General features: G+C 34.3%; 14 protein-coding genes. 10 read left to right on the plus strand and 4 right to left on the minus strand.

The annotated features are described in order from the left end of the window. The first annotated feature begins 12 nt into the window (after window positions 1-12). From pheA to J3T98_RS03830, 4 genes are all read left to right on the plus strand, one after another. Window positions 13-1164, plus strand: coding sequence for a bifunctional chorismate mutase/prephenate dehydratase (gene pheA / locus J3T98_RS03815; protein ID WP_065562227.1), 1152 nt, complete (start codon window positions 13-15; stop codon window positions 1162-1164). After that, window positions 1164-2198, plus strand: a complete 1035-nt coding sequence (gene mutY, locus J3T98_RS03820; protein WP_267362178.1) for an A/G-specific adenine glycosylase — start codon at window positions 1164-1166, stop codon at window positions 2196-2198. Before pheA ends, mutY begins: the two co-directional genes overlap by 1 nt. A gap of 74 nt (window positions 2199-2272) precedes the next feature. Then, the gene (locus tag J3T98_RS03825) at window positions 2273-3457 is read left to right on the plus strand and encodes an MFS transporter (protein WP_267362179.1); all 1185 of its coding nucleotides are present in this window, start codon (window positions 2273-2275) and stop codon (window positions 3455-3457) included. Window positions 3458-3594: 137 nt separating this feature from the next. Beyond that, the gene (locus J3T98_RS03830; protein WP_267362180.1) at window positions 3595-4635 is read left to right on the plus strand and encodes an NADH:flavin oxidoreductase/NADH oxidase; all 1041 of its coding nucleotides are present in this window, start codon (window positions 3595-3597) and stop codon (window positions 4633-4635) included. A 45-nt stretch (window positions 4636-4680) separates the two neighbouring features. Here J3T98_RS03830 and J3T98_RS03835 read toward each other — a convergent pair whose 3' ends face one another. Both J3T98_RS03835 and tatA read right to left on the minus strand, forming a co-directional pair. Continuing rightward, window positions 4681-5865: an FAD-dependent monooxygenase gene (locus J3T98_RS03835; RefSeq protein WP_267342570.1), complete on the minus strand. Its 1185-nt coding sequence runs from the start codon at window positions 5863-5865 to the stop codon at window positions 4681-4683. A 14-nt stretch (window positions 5866-5879) separates the two neighbouring features. Further along, entirely contained in the window at window positions 5880-6050 is a 171-nt protein-coding gene (gene tatA, locus J3T98_RS03840) for a Sec-independent protein translocase subunit TatA (RefSeq protein ID WP_141673909.1), read from the minus strand. Between the two features lie 646 nt (window positions 6051-6696). Here tatA and J3T98_RS03845 point away from each other — a divergent pair. Beyond that, window positions 6697-7386: a LexA family transcriptional regulator gene (locus tag J3T98_RS03845; RefSeq protein WP_065562232.1), complete on the plus strand. Its 690-nt coding sequence runs from the start codon at window positions 6697-6699 to the stop codon at window positions 7384-7386. A gap of 246 nt (window positions 7387-7632) precedes the next feature. Then, window positions 7633-9468 carry an ABC transporter ATP-binding protein gene (locus J3T98_RS03850; RefSeq protein WP_267362181.1) on the plus strand — a complete coding sequence of 612 codons (1836 nt, stop codon included), beginning with the start codon at window positions 7633-7635 and terminating at the stop codon, window positions 9466-9468. Between the two features lie 65 nt (window positions 9469-9533). Here J3T98_RS03850 and dacB read toward each other — a convergent pair whose 3' ends face one another. Then, window positions 9534-10967 carry a serine-type D-Ala-D-Ala carboxypeptidase gene (gene dacB / locus J3T98_RS03855; RefSeq protein WP_267362182.1) on the minus strand — a complete coding sequence of 478 codons (1434 nt, stop codon included), beginning with the start codon at window positions 10965-10967 and terminating at the stop codon, window positions 9534-9536. Window positions 10968-11139: 172 nt separating this feature from the next. Between dacB and J3T98_RS03860 the strand changes: the two genes are divergently transcribed. Next, window positions 11140-12156, plus strand: a complete 1017-nt coding sequence (locus J3T98_RS03860; protein WP_267331219.1) for a TerC/Alx family metal homeostasis membrane protein — start codon at window positions 11140-11142, stop codon at window positions 12154-12156. Between the two features lie 54 nt (window positions 12157-12210). Here J3T98_RS03860 and cycA read toward each other — a convergent pair whose 3' ends face one another. Further along, the gene (gene cycA, locus J3T98_RS03865) at window positions 12211-13584 is read right to left on the minus strand and encodes a D-serine/D-alanine/glycine transporter (RefSeq protein WP_267331218.1); all 1374 of its coding nucleotides are present in this window, start codon (window positions 13582-13584) and stop codon (window positions 12211-12213) included. 198 nt (window positions 13585-13782) lie between these two features. Between cycA and mltA the strand changes: the two genes are divergently transcribed. The 3 genes from mltA to asmA all read left to right on the plus strand — a co-directional run bounded on the left by mltA (window position 13783) and on the right by asmA (window position 17414). After that, window positions 13783-14856 carry a murein transglycosylase A gene (mltA, locus tag J3T98_RS03870; protein ID WP_267362183.1) on the plus strand — a complete coding sequence of 358 codons (1074 nt, stop codon included), beginning with the start codon at window positions 13783-13785 and terminating at the stop codon, window positions 14854-14856. A 69-nt stretch (window positions 14857-14925) separates the two neighbouring features. Next, on the plus strand, window positions 14926-15507 hold the full coding sequence (dcd, locus tag J3T98_RS03875; RefSeq protein ID WP_065562238.1) for a dCTP deaminase: 582 nt from the start codon (window positions 14926-14928) through the stop codon (window positions 15505-15507). Between the two features lie 32 nt (window positions 15508-15539). Beyond that, entirely contained in the window at window positions 15540-17414 is a 1875-nt protein-coding gene (asmA, locus tag J3T98_RS03880; RefSeq protein WP_267362184.1) for an outer membrane assembly protein AsmA, read from the plus strand. Window positions 17415-17452 lie beyond the last annotated feature (38 nt).

Raw genomic sequence — 17452 nt, forward strand, 5'->3', positions numbered from 1 at the left:
CTATTAATGAATATGACAACCAGTCCTTTATTGCCTTTACGAAACAAAATTAACCAACTTGATCAAAAATTAATTGAAATCATTGCTGAAAGACGCCAAATTTCAGCCGAAGTTATCCAGGCTAAAATAAAAGCAAATATCCCTGTGCGTGATTTAGATCGTGAACGTTCATTGATTAAGGCATTAATCGAACAAGGTAAACAATATCATCTTGATGACCTATTAATTAAGCGTTTATACCAAATTATTATTGAAGATTCGGTTCTACTACAACAGAAATTTTTACAAGAAAAACTCAACCAAGGCGTTATCTCATCAGCTAAAATTGCTTTCTTAGGACCAAAAGGTTCATATTCACATTCAGCAACTCGCCGTTATGCTAGTGCCCATTTTGATCAATTGACTGAATCAAGTTGTAATACATTTAAAGATGTTTTTGAAAAGATTGAATCAAAAGTTGTTGATTATGGAATTGTACCGATAGAAAACTCGAGTTCGGGATCTATTAATGAAGTGTATGATTTGTTACAAAAAACCAATTTACATATTATTGGTGAACTATCCTTAATGATTGATCACTGCATTTTAGCTCTTCCTAACACTAAACTTGAGCAAATAGATACTATTTATAGCCACCCGCAACCATTCCAACAATGTAGTAATTTCTTAGAAAAGTATCCGCATTGGAAAATTGTTTATTGTGATAGCACTTCGTCAGCAATGGAAACCGTAGCTAAATTAAATCAACCAAACATTGCAGCTATGGGAAATAAAGACGGTGGTGAATTATATGGCTTACAAGTTCTGGAGCACAATTTTGCTAATCAAAAAGAAAATATCACCCGCTTTATTGTGTTATCGCGTGAATCGATTGAAGTTTCCGATCAAATTCCGGCCAAAACTACAATCTTGATGAAAACGGGCCAACAAGCTGGGGCTTTGGTAGATGCTTTATCCGTATTACGTAATCATAATATTGTTATGACAAAACTTGAATCACGCCCTATCCATGGCACATCTTGGGAAGAGATGTTTTATATTGATTTACAAGGTAATATTAACGATTACGAAATGCAGATCGCACTTAAAGAATTAGCTTCCATCACTTTATATACTAAAGTGCTTGGTTGTTATCCTAGTGATTCTATTACCGCTGTCATGTAATGACTAATTTAAGTTTTTCAAATGCCGTACTCAACTGGTATGAACAGTACGGCAGAAAATCATTACCATGGCAAATTGAAAAAAGCCCTTATCATGTTTGGTTGTCAGAGGTTATGCTGCAGCAAACACAAGTTGCAACTGTTATTCCATACTTTAAGCGCTTTATTAAACAGTTTCCTAAAATTACCGATTTAGCTAAGGCTCCAATTGACGATATCTTACATCTTTGGACTGGCCTTGGTTATTATGCACGTGCTCGTAATTTACATAAAGCAGCACAAGTTATAGCTGACAAGTTTGGGGGAAAATTTCCAACCAAATTTGAGGATGTTATCGCCTTACCAGGCGTTGGGCGCTCAACCGCTGGGGCTATCCTATCTCTATCACAAAATCAACATTATCCAATATTAGATGGTAACGTAAAACGGGTTTTAACCCGAACTTTTGCTATAGACGGATGGCCTGGTAATAAAAATGTCGAAAATCAACTTTGGCAATTAAGTGAGCAAGTCACGCCTAAAAATGAAGTTGCTAAATTTAATCAAGCCATGATGGATATTGGTGCAATGGTTTGTACTCGTTCTAAACCCAAATGCACTTTATGCCCTTTACATCAATTATGTATTGCTTATAAGACCGACAGTTGGCAACAATATCCAACTAAAAAACCTAAAAAGACTATTCCTGAAAAAACCGCCTACTTTTTAATGCTTGAACATGACAACATGATTTGGCTTGAAAAAAGACCGCCTGCTGGTATTTGGGGCGGATTATATTGTTTACCACAATTTGCAAGCGAGCAAGCATTAACTGACTGGCTAGACAGCCATGGTATTAAAACTAGCAAACCCAAACAGTTAATTGCATTTCGACATACTTTTAGCCATTTTCATTTAAATATTGTGCCTATTTACTGTGAGATCAAAGGCAATACTAAATGTCTAGATGAATCGAATGGTTATTGGTATAAACTAAAATCGGAAAATGCAAAAATTGGCTTAGCAACACCTATTTATAATCTATTAAATCAATAATCAACACAATCTATCAGTATCTAACAACCTTTTGATATATAATTACACATTATTTATTTTCCAAATTGTTTATTATGAATAACAAACAAGCTCAAGGGCTATCTGCATGGTTAGTATTCCTAATGGCATTTGCCATTGGCGTCGCGGTAGCGAGTAATTATTATGCGCAACCACTATTACACTCGATAACTAATGATTTACATATTGCAATTAAACATGCAGGTTTTATCATTATGGCTGCACAATTTAGTTATGCTGTTGGCTTGCTGTTCATTACCCCACTGGGTGACAAAATAGAACGTAAACGATTAATATTGACCTTGATGATATTATCAACCTGTGGGCTAATTATTAGTGCAACTTCACAAAACTTATGGTTACTTATGCTTGGTACGGCTATTACAGGTCTATTTTCAACCGTAGCCCAAGTATTAATTCCATTTGCCGCAACACTATCACGACCAGAGCATCGAGGTAAAATTGTCGGTACATTGATGAGTGGTATGTTGCTAGGTATATTATTAGGTCGTGCATTCGCAGGTTTTGTTTCTTCGATGACAGATTGGCATTATGTTTATTGGATTGCCGCGTCAGTAATGATCATTGTTACTTTGCTACTTTGGTTATCATTACCAACTTATAATAACACCATCAGTATTAACTATTTTCAACTGTTATTATCAATTGGCTCACTATATAAACAAGAACCTGTTTTACGAATTCGCTCATTGTTAGCAGTTATTTCCTTTGCGTTATTTTCACTGTTATGGACGCCGCTTGCCTTTTTATTAAGTAATAAACCTTACTATTATTCTGATTTTATAATCGGTTTATTCGGCTTAGCCGGTGCCGCTGGTGCACTAGGTTCACCTATCGTTGGCAAATTATCAGACAAAGGAAAAGGCTTTTTAGCCACGACCATTGGCCTAATATTACTTCTTGCTTCATGGGTACCACTTTCTCTTGCTGAATATTCACTTTTAGCCTTAATTATTGGGGTAGTATTGCTGGATTTTGCTGTTCAAGTTACTCATGTATCAAACATGAACGCCATTTATCAAATTCGACCAGAAGCACGTAGCCGTATGAACACTGGTTATATGGTAAGTTATTTTATCGGAGGCATGTTGGGTTCTATCGCTTCTACTTATTTGTATAGCAACTATGGTTGGATCGCGATAATTATTGCTGGAACAGTTTTAGGATTATTGGGTTTATTATGTTGGCTCTACTATCTTAAATCAGTTCGCAAACCATAAACGATTTAATTGCAAAAAAAAGTTGAGGAACGGGGTTTTTTAACGTTTATTTGCTCTAATAATCCGTTTTTAAACACTATATACTATTCGTCAGTTAACTTAAACATTTGCACCATTAATAAAAACAGGAGCCATCCATGGCTAAAATAGCCTATATTAATACGCCATTTAAAGTAAAAAATTTATCACTCAAAAATCGTATTGTTATGCCGCCGATGTGTCAATATCAAGCAAAAGACGGATTGGCTAATGATTGGCACTTTGTTCATTATGTTTCACGAGCGGTTGGTGGCGTGGGTTTAATAATTTTAGAAATGACCAATATTGCTCCAAATGGTCGAATATCGCCAAATTGCTTAGGTCTATGGAATGACGAGCAACGCGATCAGCTTAAACGTATCGTTGATGCGGTTCATGCTCAAGAAGGAAAAATCGCTATTCAAATTGCCCATGCAGGACGTAAAGCTTTGGGTGAGTCTGACGTCGTATCCTGTTCTCCTATCCGCTATGATGGGAACGTCGAAGCGAATCCAAAATGGCAATATCAAATGCCAAGAGAATTAACCAAAAGTGAAATCGCTGATATTATCGAAAAATTTAAACAATCAACCAAACGTGCGGTTGAAGCAGGTTTTGACGCAATTGAAATACACGGCGCACATGGTTATTTAATCCATCAATTCAGCTCATCAAAAACGAATATTAGAACGGACGAATATGGTAAGGATAAATTATTATTTGGTGAACAAGTAATTAAAGCAGCAAAATCAGTGATGCCAAAAGATATGCCACTAATTGTTCGGTTTTCGGCTCAAGAATACGGTACTAATGGTTACGATATTAATTATGGTTGCCAAATTGCTAAACGTTTTGCACAAGCAGGCGCAGATGTTTTAGATGTGAGTGGCGGTGGTGATGGTCAGTTAGATCCAAAGCATACGCCTCCATTTTATGCTGGATACCAAGTTTATTTAGCGCGTGCTATTAGGAAGGTCACTAATTTGCCAATTATTACTGTTGGTATGCTTGAAGACCCTTATCTTGCTGATTATGTATTAAGTACTGGCGATGCTGATTTAGTTGCAATTGGTCGAGGTTTATTGAAAGATCCTTACTGGCCGCTAAGAATTCCAGCATCTCCATTTATCCCAACATCTTATCAAATAGCTTTTAAATAAACTAATGATAATCCTGTAGTGTTAGCTACAGGATTAATTTACAAACTAAATTTTCATGGCATATTTGATGAGACGTTTCTTTATTGGCGAAAAGTTATCAATTGCGTTCATCCCAACTGTTCTCACCATTTTTTTAAAAGCATTATCGCCATTAAACATATCTTGAATAGTTCGCATTGCGGTTAACATGACTAAAGCATCTTTACGGCGAGTGAATTGGAATGATTTTAAGTTTTCTACTAAACCAATATCTTTATGTTCATCAATAAGTTTATTAATGGTTGCCACCAATAATGCAGAATCTTCAAATCCTAAATTAACTCCTTGACCAGCCAATGGATGAATAGTATGGGCAGCATCACCAATTAGCACTAATCGATGTTTAATAAATTGTTTTGCAAACCGAGCTTTTAATGGAAACACCATTCTCGGATTGACCAACTGACATTGTCCTACTTTATCACCGCTTAATTTAAACAGCTCTTGGCAAAACTCAGATTCAGTTAACGAAGTTAAAATAGCTGCTTGCTCTGGTTTAGTTGACCATACTAAACAACTGTAATTGGGTTGCCAAAGTGGTAAAAATGCCACAATACCATTGGGATAAAAAATCTGCCTAGCACATGCTTGGTGAGGATATTGTGTTTCAACAGTTGTAATCACTGCATGATGAAGGTAATCACGCTCAAACACAGAAATTTTTTCCTGTCTGCGCAGCCAAGAGTGTGCGCCATCAGCACCTATAATCAGTTTTGCTTGTAACCGAGTATTATCCGAAAGCGTTAAAAAAGCATAATCTTCATTATAGCTATTGTCTATAGCGGCCAAATTGAAAATAGTGATATTTGAATTTGCTTGAGCATGTTGATACAGGTAGTAAGAAATTAAATTATTTTCGATGATATACCCAAGATTTGGATAACCATAATCTTTAGCATGTGCAGTAAGATGCGCTAAACCGTTTTTTTCCCAAACTCCGATCTCGCTAAAAGCATTAACGCGTTCGCTCGCACATAAATCGTTCCAAATACCAATTTGAGAAAAATATTGCTGACTTGCGCCATTAATTGCAGAAGCTCTAATTCCTATTTCGTCAAAAGCAAAATTTTGATTATCATTAACGTTAACATCAACAATAGCTACAGTTAAATTAGATTGGCTAAGAGCACATGCAGTTGCTAAACCAACCAATCCACCACCAACGATGGCCACATCAAATTGCGTTTTCATATCAATAAATAGGGTTATTTCTTATCAAGCTTATTATCATCTTCAACATCATCATTCATCGCTTTTTTAAAACCTTTCAATGCTGAACCAAGATCAGAACCTAAATTACGTAACTTCTTTGTTCCGAAAATGAGAACCACCACGGCAAGAAAAACTAATAGATGTGGAATGCTAAATGACATAATTAAAACCTCATTTAAAAATGTATCGCTATTTGAACAAGTTAAACGAACAAATAGATTATTAAATATTGGAATTGATTATACTCTTTTTATGATGGGATTTCATGACAAGTTAATTTAGATAAAAAAAGACCCGCATAAAATATACGGGCCAACATGAAATATAAGGAATATAAGGAAAGAAAACAATGAAAAATCCTTACGCTGCTTATTATCCACTTTTTTTCTTTTTAGTCAACGTTTTTATTTGCCTTTCGGCAAATGTAGCAATTTTAGCTAAAAAATAACTTTAACCATTATAAATCAATAAGTTAAAATAACCCTCAACATATAAATAAGAATAATATATATTTGATAAATATCAATTACGCATTAAAAAAAACTTAATATCTATAAAACTACTTGAACTTTCAACGGAAAAACAAAGACAATAAAACGGAAAAAAAAGCCATACTTCTTATTATAACACTCGCTGTTTTTTTATTTTTATGCGAGAAAAGAATATTTTTCCATAATATAAAACGCGTTTAAACAAAAAATCGCATTAAAACTTAATAAAATTAAGAAGATTGATTCAAATTCATATGTAAAACTCATAAAAAATACAATATAATTATCAAACGGATGAAAAAATAAAAACGAAATAAGTATGATTAAAAATAAAAATGTAAAAACTTTTAAAGATAGGCTACATTCGTCAATGCAAGGATTATCTGTTTCATCCTTTGCAAAAAAATGTGATATGTCAGAAACGGTAATACGAGATTATTTGTCTGGAAAAACCTACCCTTCACTAACTCGTTTAGAAGTAATTGCTGAAAAATGTAATGTTTCATTCAACTGGTTAGCTACCGGTTATAAATTGGAAGTGTTGGATCCTAAAGACGATGATAATAACGAAGTTTATAATGAAAATATCTATCGTATCCCGGTTTATAAAAAACAATTACCAACTAAAGAAGAGGCGCAAAATCAACGTTACGTACGTGAAACGCCACCAGTAATGAATTATCCTATTGTTGAAGGTTGGGCTTCTCATCGTGGTTTAGATATCAAAAAACTTATAATCTATTGGGCGAAAGGTGATTTAATGGCACCTGAAATCGAAAATAATAATGGATTAATTATTAATACAGAAATAAACGAAATAATCGATGGCGCAATTTATTTAATTGAATATGAGAATTTTACTCTACTAAGAAAAATTCGCCTATCACTCGGAAATTGGATTTTGATTTGTAATAATCATCAATACCCAACGATTGAGGTTCCTAAAGCTCATTTCGAAAAATATAATATTGTCGGACGCGTTGTACAAATTATTAAAGATGTTTTTTAAGACAATTATTAGTAATCTAGTACTTTTCACTATATAATTTGCCATGAGGAAAGCTCAAAAACCCCTTTCCTCAACTTTTTTTAATTTTTATTAATGTTAGTTTAATAGGTATTGGAGTGATGTCTCTTTTAATTTAAAAATATCATACTTAGCTTATAGCACTCAGCATTTGGTAATAAAAAACCTCACTTTTTTAGATCATTGGTAAAGCTATCAATGAATAACCTTTTAACTAATAGGTCTAATATGTATCGATTTTTTGAAAAATTGGTATCACCTTATCCACAAGATGAACCACAGCCGATGGCTAAAAGTTTTTTTAGTTTTATTTGGCAATCGACGAAAGGCACACGTTCTTTCCTTCTATTATTAATCATACTGAGTTCATTAGCTGGCGCTTTTGAAGCCTTTTTATATGCTGCACTCGGTAAAGTTGTTGACTTGCTGGCAGCTGTTTCACCAAGTCAATTTTGGCAGCAGGAAAAATCAACCTTAATTGTATTTACGATTATTATATTAGCTAGCACGATCATTATTGCCTTACAAACCATCATTAAACATCAATGTTTGGCGGGAAACTTTCCAATGCGACTGCGTTGGAATCTACATCGATTAGTGCTAAATCAAAGTATGCGCTTTTTCCAAGATGAATTTGCCGGCCGTATATCAGCAAAAGTGATGCAAACCGCACTTGCGGTTAGGGATACCTGCTTTTTGGTTGCTGATATCTTTATCTATGTTTTGATTTCGTTTATTACTATGGCAACAATCATAGGTCAGTTAGATCTTTGGTTATTAGTACCGTTTATGGTTTGGTGTTTTGTTTATGGCATTGCGATGTATTACTTTATTCCACGACTAAGTAAAGTGGCTAGTATGCAGGCTGATGCGCGTTCAACCATGACTGGCCGAGTGACTGATGCTTACACGAATATTATGACAGTTAAACTGTTTTCTCATGCAGGCAATGAAGCAAAATATGCACAAGAGTCGATGGACGAATTTTTAGTTACCGTTAATAAACAAATGCGTTTAGTTAGTAGTTTTGAAATTGTTAATCATTTATTGTCTATTTTCCTCGTTCTTGGTACTACTGGCTTATCATTATGGCTATGGACTAATGATTTAATTGGTGTTGGAGCTATCGCCACTACAACCGCTGTCGTACTTAGATTGAACGGCTTTTCACATTGGATTATGTGGGAAATGGCAGCATTATTTGAAAATATCGGCGTGGTTAAAGATGGTATGAATACGTTTTCTGTTGCGAAAACCGTTGTCGATGAACCTGATGCACCAACTCTTAAGGTGACTGATGGTAAAATCGAATTTAAAAATATTAATTTTAGTTACGATGCAAAATTAAACAATGCCATTATCGACAACTTAAATTTAACCATTAAACCAGGTGAAAAGATCGGTTTAGTTGGCAGATCAGGGGCGGGTAAATCCACTTTAATCAATTTATTGTTGCGATTTTATGATTTACAAAATGGTCATATTTTTATTGATAATCAAGACATCACCAAAGTCAATCAAGAAAGCTTACGCGCTCAAATTGGTATGGTTACCCAAGATACTTCACTATTACACCGTTCAGTGAGAGATAACTTATTATACGGTAATAACCATGCCACAGAACAAGAGATGATAATCGCAGCTAAAAAAGCTCATGCCGATAGTTTTATTGAAACCTTAGTAGATGCTAATGGAAGAACTGGATATGATGCTTTTGTTGGTGAACGTGGGGTTAAATTGTCCGGAGGACAACGCCAACGTATCGCTATTGCTCGAGTTATTTTAAAAAATGCACCAATTCTATTGTTAGATGAGGCAACTAGTGCGCTTGATTCAGAAATTGAACAAGCTATTCAAGAAAGCTTATATACGTTAATGGAAGGTAAAACGGTTATTGCTATTGCCCATCGATTATCTACAATTGCGGCGATGGATCGATTAATCGTTTTAGATCAAGGAAAAATCATCGAACAAGGAACACATCAAGAGTTGCTTAGTAAAGATGGACTTTATGCTCAACTTTGGAAGCATCAAAGTGGTGGTTTTTTAGCTGAAAATTTTTAACTTAAAATTTAGGGCGATGAGTAAATAACATTGCCCCAAAATCTTAATTCTCAAATTAGTCAAATCTAATTAATGAAATTTTTATAAAACTCAGATTCGAACTTCATAACTGCCCCGTTTTTAGGTTCCCCTTTACTATCAGCCCGATACCCTGATAATAATTGAACAAAAGCGACATAACGTCCGTCTGATTTTTGAATAAATCCGGCTAAATTATAACTACCTTGAATATAGCCTGTTTTAGCCATAACTACATCTTTAAATGGTGCTTGACTGAAGCTTTTACGGTTTTGCAACGTTCCATCAACACCCGCAATTGGTAATTTTTCAATAAAAGCGAGTTGATTGTTATGTGCTGAAATATACTGCAACACTTCCATTAGTTTGTTGGCGCTAACTAGATTAAGACGAGATAAACCCGAGCCATCGGCAATCACTAAGTTTTCTAAGTCAATACCTGCTTTTTTGCGAAGGATTTGTTTAACCGCATCACCACCATTACGCCATGTTCCTGCAGTATTATAATAGCGTGCGCCAAGTGTTCTAAAAATGGTGTCAGCATACAAATTATTTGATTTTTTGAGCATAACCGTTATTAACTCAGAAAGCGGTGCTGATTGACTTGATGTTAATAACGTTAAGGAACCAGTGGATTTTTGTTTTCTTTCAAAAACACGTCCACCATAAGTTATTTTTTGTTGTTTTAATTCATTTTTTAAAACAGTCGAAAAATATTCGGTTGGATCCATTACTGCAAATTTTAATGGTGTTTTATCCGCATTAGAAGCGATGCATCCAGATAAATAGTAGCGATTTTTATCGGCATTAACATCAAGCTCACAATATTTATCATGTGCATCTTTACTACTAGCGGAAATCGTTCTGACATCACCTGAAACCATAACTGGAATATTAGATGAAACAGAAACTGATGCTTTACCACCTACTTTACCTGGGGTAATTGTTGCATAAAAGCAGTTATCATCAATTGTTGCAGCTGATGCAGGGGCATTGTAACAAGCAGTTAAATTATTCCATGACCACCCTTCTGCTTTATCATGACTAGCAAAAATTGAAGTGTCTAAAATAACATTACCTGAAATTTTTTCTACACCCTTTTGACGAAGGGCGCTAATCATATTTTTTAATCTTTCTCGACTAAAAGTGGGATCACCACTCAATTTGATAATCAGATCACCATTGAGTTGTTTATTACTAACTGAACCATTCGCGTACATTCCAGTAACAAACCGAAAATCATTACCAAGTTCAAGCTGTGCAGCTAGTGCAGTTATTACTTTTTGTGTACTAGCAGGCTGTTTAAATTGATCGCTTTTGTATTTGGCTAATGTTTTAGGATTGCCATCAACAGTTTGCACTAAAATTGATAAATCACTCCCTTTGGGTAATGATGATATATATGGTTCAACCGATTGTGCTTGCAATAAGCTTGAATAAAAAGAAACGATAAATAGAAAAGATACCCTTATATTTGTCATGAATGTATGCTCAAAAAATTTATTAAATATATTAGTGTGAAAACAAATATATCTTTTTTTGATAAGCCTATCAATATATACTCAGTCTCTTTAAAAATAATGTTCTAAATACCATTATATTTTACATTTTTGAATTTAATCCAAGAGATAATTTAATATAGGTAACAAGGCTATGATTCATCATTCATTAGGTTTTCCAATCGAAACTGTACTGATGTTCGTCATTTTGGCTTTAACTGCGATTATAATTGATTTATATGCTCACCATAACGATAAACCCATTAGCCTAACCAGCGCAATATTATGGTCTTTATTCTGGGTTGCTGTTGCATTAGGTTTTGCACTTTATCTTTATCTTCACCATGGAAGTGAGATAGCAAGTTTATTTATCACGGGTTATGTGCTTGAAAAAGCGCTTTCGGTAGACAACTTATTCGTTATTATGGCGCTGTTTTCATGGTTTGCGATCCCTAACAATTATCGACATCGATTACTTTATTGGGGCGTAATTGGGGCGATTATTTTCCGAGCTATTTTTGTTGTAATAGGTACAGGTTTATTATCGTTAGGTCCTTGGATGGAATTGTTCTTTTCAGTAGTGGTTGCATTAACTGGATTTATGATGCTGAAAAACCAAGGTCAAGATGAAAAAATAAAAGATTATTCAGAACATTTTGCTTATCGTATTGCTAAACGTATTTTTCCCTCTTACCCTAAGATAGTTGGTCATCACTTTTTATTAACCCGAAAACAACTAAACGCGGAGTTAACGAAGCCAGAAAATAGCGACCTAATTCATAAAATGCCAAAAAGTGCCTTATATGCAACACCACTATTTTTATGTGTTGTGGTGATTGAGTTGAGTGATGTTATGTTTGCATTTGATTCTGTTCCTGCAGTAATCGCGGTCAGCCAAGAACCACTCGTTGTTTATAGTGCAATGATTTTCGCTATTTTAGGGTTACGGACTATGTATTTTGTTTTAGAAGCAATGCAACAATATCTTGTTCATTTAGGCAAAGCTGTAGTCTGCCTACTATTTTTTATCGCAGCAAAACTGGCTTTAAATGCTAGCGACCATCTATTTAATTATGGTATTAACATTAGCCCTACTCTCAGCCTTTATATAGTATTAGGCATTTTATCTTTAGGTATTATTGCAAGTTTTATTTGGCCAAATAAATCCTAAAAAATAATAAGGGAATTGATAATCGGCAGTAAACCTGCCGATTAAAGATGAGAGCTATTGGCGTGTTGATGAACGAATAAAGTAACTCACACCTAAAATAATAAACCATAGTGGTGTTGCAATCAGTGCTTGGCGAGTATCAGCTTCAAATGTCAATAACACAATCACAAAAGCAAAAAACGCTAAACAAACATAACACATAAAAATTCCACCAGGCATTTTAAATTGTGATTCTTGATGCAAATTAGCTTTTTTTCGGCGATAAGCAATATAGGAAATCAATATCAACGACCAAATAAACATAAATAAAATGGCAGAAATAGTCGTTACAATAGTGAATGCTTCCATCACATTTGGTACTAAATAAATCAGTACTACCCCACCGAACAAGCAGGTACATGAAAATAACAAACCATTAGCTGGGACTGAACGTCTTGATAATTTACCAAATGGTTCTGGTGCATCTTGTTTTTTAGCAAGACCAAACAACATTCGACTGGTTGAGTAAATACCACTATTTGCTGAAGAAGCCGCCGAAGTTAATACCACAAAATTGATAATACTTGCCGCAGCAGGTAAGCCAATCAAGGTAAATAGTTCAACAAATGGGCTTTTATTGGGTGAAATAAACTGCCAAGGTGTTACACTCATGATAATAATCAAAGCAAAAACATAGAAAAAGATAATTCGTGCTGGCACTGAATTAATTGCCCGTGGTAAATTTTTATTTGGATCTAGTGTTTCAGCCGCTGTAGTTCCAACAAGCTCAATACCAACAAAGGCAAAAATTGCAATTTGGAAACCAGCAAAAAATCCCATCGTACCATGGGGAAAGAAACCACCATACTCCCAAAGATTAGAAAACGCAGCCGTAGTATTGGTTTGTTCTGAATGATAAGCCGTGAAGACTAAAACAAGTCCAATAGCTATCAAGGCTAAAATGGCCACTATTTTGATCATAGAAAACCAAAACTCAGTTTCACCAAACATCCTAACAGTTAACAAATTCAAAGTTAAAAGCACAATAACTGTAAGTAGCATTGGGATCCATGCTTGTAGTTCTGGAAACCAGTGTTGAGCATATCCTGCGATAGCAACAACATCTGCAATTCCGGTAATTACCCAACAAAACCAATAAGTCCAACCAGTAAAAAAACCAGCCCAAGGACCCAATAAATCGTTAGCAAAATCACTAAATGATTTATAATTTAGGTTGGATAATAAAATTTCTCCCATTGCCCGCATAACAAAAAATAAAACAAACCCAATAATCATGTACACAAAAACAATAGATGGTCCGGCAAGGCTGATTGTCTTCCCAGAACCCATAAATAATCCCGTACCAATTGCACCACTTATTGCTATTAGTTGAATATGTCTACTGGAGAGATTTCGTTTAAGATCATTATTTGAAGACGTACTGTTCATCGTATCGATTACCTGTCGTTTTTACAATTTTCGTTTTTTTATAAGAAGTAAAGGACTATAAAGTCTACAGCGCTAAATCGCAAGCTCAATCACATGAAAAATTTTTATAGCAATATCATAATTATTGGTAGTTTCTTATAATAGAATTGTGTAGCATAACCAACCATATCATTTAACTTATTACAATAAATTATCAAGATGAAAGAAAACAAATTTCACATTTATCTATTATGTTTAGCATTTATCATGTCACTACTTACTGGATGCCAGAGTGATCCTAATTCATCAAGTAAACAATTTAAAGACGGTAAACTACCACATGATTTAAATGCCAGTCGTCCGCATTTAGCTGTGCCTGTAAATATTTCTGACTATACGATTCAAATTGAAAAAATAAAAACAACATCGCCTTCTTTGTATCGTAAAAATGAACATATTTATAAAGCCGTTGATGCTTGGATTAATCGCTCATTGGGCTCAGCAGAATTCCATAAAGTGGGTCTAAAAAGTTATGAAATGGCGGGTAAAGATGGATATGGTAATGTACATCTAACCGGTTATTACACTCCGGTTATTAAGGCTAGATACCAACCAACTGGTGAATTTAAATATCCAATTTATAGAATGCCAACCCAATCTAAAGGGCAGTTACCAAGTCGAGAACAGATCTACAATGGCGCATTAGCTGGAAAAGGACTGGAGATCGCTTACAGTAATTCATTAATGGACAATTTCATAATGGAAGTCCAAGGAAGTGCCTATATCGATTTTGAAGATGGTAATCCGCTTGTTTTCTTCTGTTATGGTGGAAAAAATGGCCATGGCTATTCAAGTATAGGACGCTTATTGGTTGAATCAGGAGAGATCGCTAAAGAAGATATGTCTATTCAATCCATAAGAGATTGGGCAAAAAGTAAGAGTGAAAAGAAAGTCAAAGAGCTATTAATCCAAAACCGATCATTTGTGTTTTTTAAACCGCAATATAACGCCGAAGTAAAAGGTGCAGCAGCAGTACCTTTAGTTGCCAATGCAGCAGTGGCATCAGATAAAACATTAGTCCCAACCGGTTCAGTTGTATTAGTTGATGTACCACTGCTTGATAATGATGGTCAATATCGTGGAAGGCGCGAAGTTCGTTTAATGGTTGCGCTTGATGTTGGCGGTGCAATTAAAGGTCATCACTTTGATCTTTATCTAGGTATTGGAAACAAAGCAGGTAAACAAGCAGGTTATTACAATCATTTTGGTCGAGCTTGGGTGATACAACCTTAACCAACCAACATCGACGCCATCAAAAGAACCTGCTAGAATAAGATAAAAAGCAGACTTTAAGGATAACTTATGAGATTATGTGACCGTGATATTGAAGCATATTTAGATAGTGGTAAATTAAAAATCACGCCACAACCTGCATCAAGTTGTATTAATGGAGCAACAGTAGATGTTCGATTAGGTAATCAATTTCGTACTTTCAGAGAGCATACAACACCTTATATTGATTTAAGTGGACCTAAAGAAGAAGTTGCAGCCGTTCTAGATCGCGTTATGAGCGAAGAGATGATATTAGCTGAAGGTGAAGCATTTTATTTACATCCTGGCGAACTTGCTTTAGCAGTAACACTCGAATCAGTTACGATTCCTGATGATTTGGTTGGCTGGTTAGATGGCCGTTCATCATTAGCTCGCTTAGGACTTATGGTACATGTTACTGCTCATCGTATCGATCCAGGCTGGCATGGACAAATTGTTTTAGAATTTTACAACTCAGGAAAGATACCAGTAGCACTTAGACCTGGTATGACTATTGGTGCATTAAGTTTTGAAACACTTAGTGGACCAGCTTCTAGACCATATAATCGCAGACAAGATGCAAAGTATAAAGACCAACATGGCGCTGTCGCCAGTCGTATTGATAAAGACTAATACAGTTCATAACCTTAATAAAGGACATTAATATGATAAAAAAAATATTGGTTACGCTATTTATCTTAATTTTGGTCATTGTTATCAGTATCGCTTCCCTTATTATATTTGTTGATCCTAATAATTTTCGTGGTTACATCTCACAAACAGTGAAAGACAAAACAGGGTATGAACTAACTATAGAGGGCAATCTACGTTGGCATATCTGGCCTCAAGTTAGTATTTTAACTGATTCGGTTAAGTTATCCGATAGCGGTGCAACAAAACCTCTTTTAACCGCTGACAACATGAGGCTTGATGTTGAGCTCCTTCCTTTGTTTTCAAAAAATTTAGCGATTAAAAATGTATTTATTAAATCAGCAACAATCAATATTACGGATGAAAGTAAAGGCGAAAATGCTAAAAATAGCACTCAAGCCATAACTAATTCTTCAGAAAAACAACCATCTGAAGATAAAAAAAATCCATCTGATTGGAAATTCAGTTTAAATAAGTTTGAAATAGCGGATAGTACAATTGCATTTCAGCATAATCATGATTTGATAAATTTCAGAAATATTAATCTGTTATTAGAAAAAAATAACGATAAAAACCTTTCTCTTGAACTCAATGGGAACATCGATAAAAACCAGCAAGACTTATATTATTCATTAAACGCCAATATTGATTTAGCCCAATTCCCTGAAAAAGCAGTTATTGATTTAAAAAAATTGGATTACACGTTTAGCGGCATAGTCAATTCAGAAAAAAAGATAAAAGGTAATGTAACTGGTGTATTTAATTATCAAAAAGCACCAATGCAATTGGATAGCCAAAATTTGTTTTTTTCAATTAACGATAATGATTTTACAAGTAAGATCAATGTCCGTTTTGATAACAAACCGGTGATCGATTTCCAATTAAATTCAAATAAATTTGATTTAACACCTTTCATCCAAAAAAATGAAAATTCAACGAAAAGTACTAACGTTCAACAAACTTCGCCAGTTGTATCGAATGTTTCCAAAAATAATAATGAATTAAGTATGCTTAATTCATTTGATGGAAAAGCAAAAATAAATATCAAAGAAGTCAAAGCGGATAAAATTGCATTAGATAATTTGAATGTTGAAATTGACAATCAAGATGGTATAGCAAACTTAAAAAATCTAACTTTCAATTTTGCAAATGGGCAAATTGCTGCCAACGGCACCGCTAATGGTAAACAAAAAAACCCACAAGTTAAATTGAATACTAAAGTTAGCAATATCAATTTAAGCTCATTTTTTACGCAAATGAATATGGCTTATGATCTTGATGGTATATTCAATGCTTCTGGAGTATTAGAAGCCAATACATTATCAACAACTAAATTATTAGAGAACATTAAAGGTAATGCTAATATCGTCATTACTAATGCTAAACTAAATAATATTAACATCCAAAGCATCATCGAAAATGCCGCCGCAAAATATAGCAATGGTAATATAAGTTCTGAAAATCATAAAAAATATACTGAGTTTCATAAAATCACAACCAATGCTTATATAAATCAAGGTAACATTGATCTTAATTCACTCAATGCAAACTCTGAAACATTAGATGTTATAGATAGTTCAGGAAGAGTGGGAATGGTTAATCGTGATTTAGATGTTAATCTAAATATAAAAATATTAGGTGGTTGGAATAGTAAAAGTGAAACTATTGCAAAACTACAAAAAGTGACTATACCACTACGTATATATGGTCAATTTTCTAATTTACACTATCAACTAGATATTGCCAAAATAGTATCTGATGTGCTTAGTGATAAATTACAACAACGTTTAGATAAGCTACGTGATAAATTAGAAAACAATGGTTCCAAAGATAAAGATAAATCTAGACAAAAAGCAGTTGATATTTTAGGTGAATTTATCAAGAAATAAATATTTGATGAAATAATGATAATAGATATAAAAAAGGT

Origin of the sequence: Gilliamella sp. B2772 (assembly GCF_026536985.1) — a bacterium.
In the GTDB taxonomy this organism is placed as follows: domain Bacteria; phylum Pseudomonadota; class Gammaproteobacteria; order Enterobacterales; family Orbaceae; genus Gilliamella; species Gilliamella apicola_E.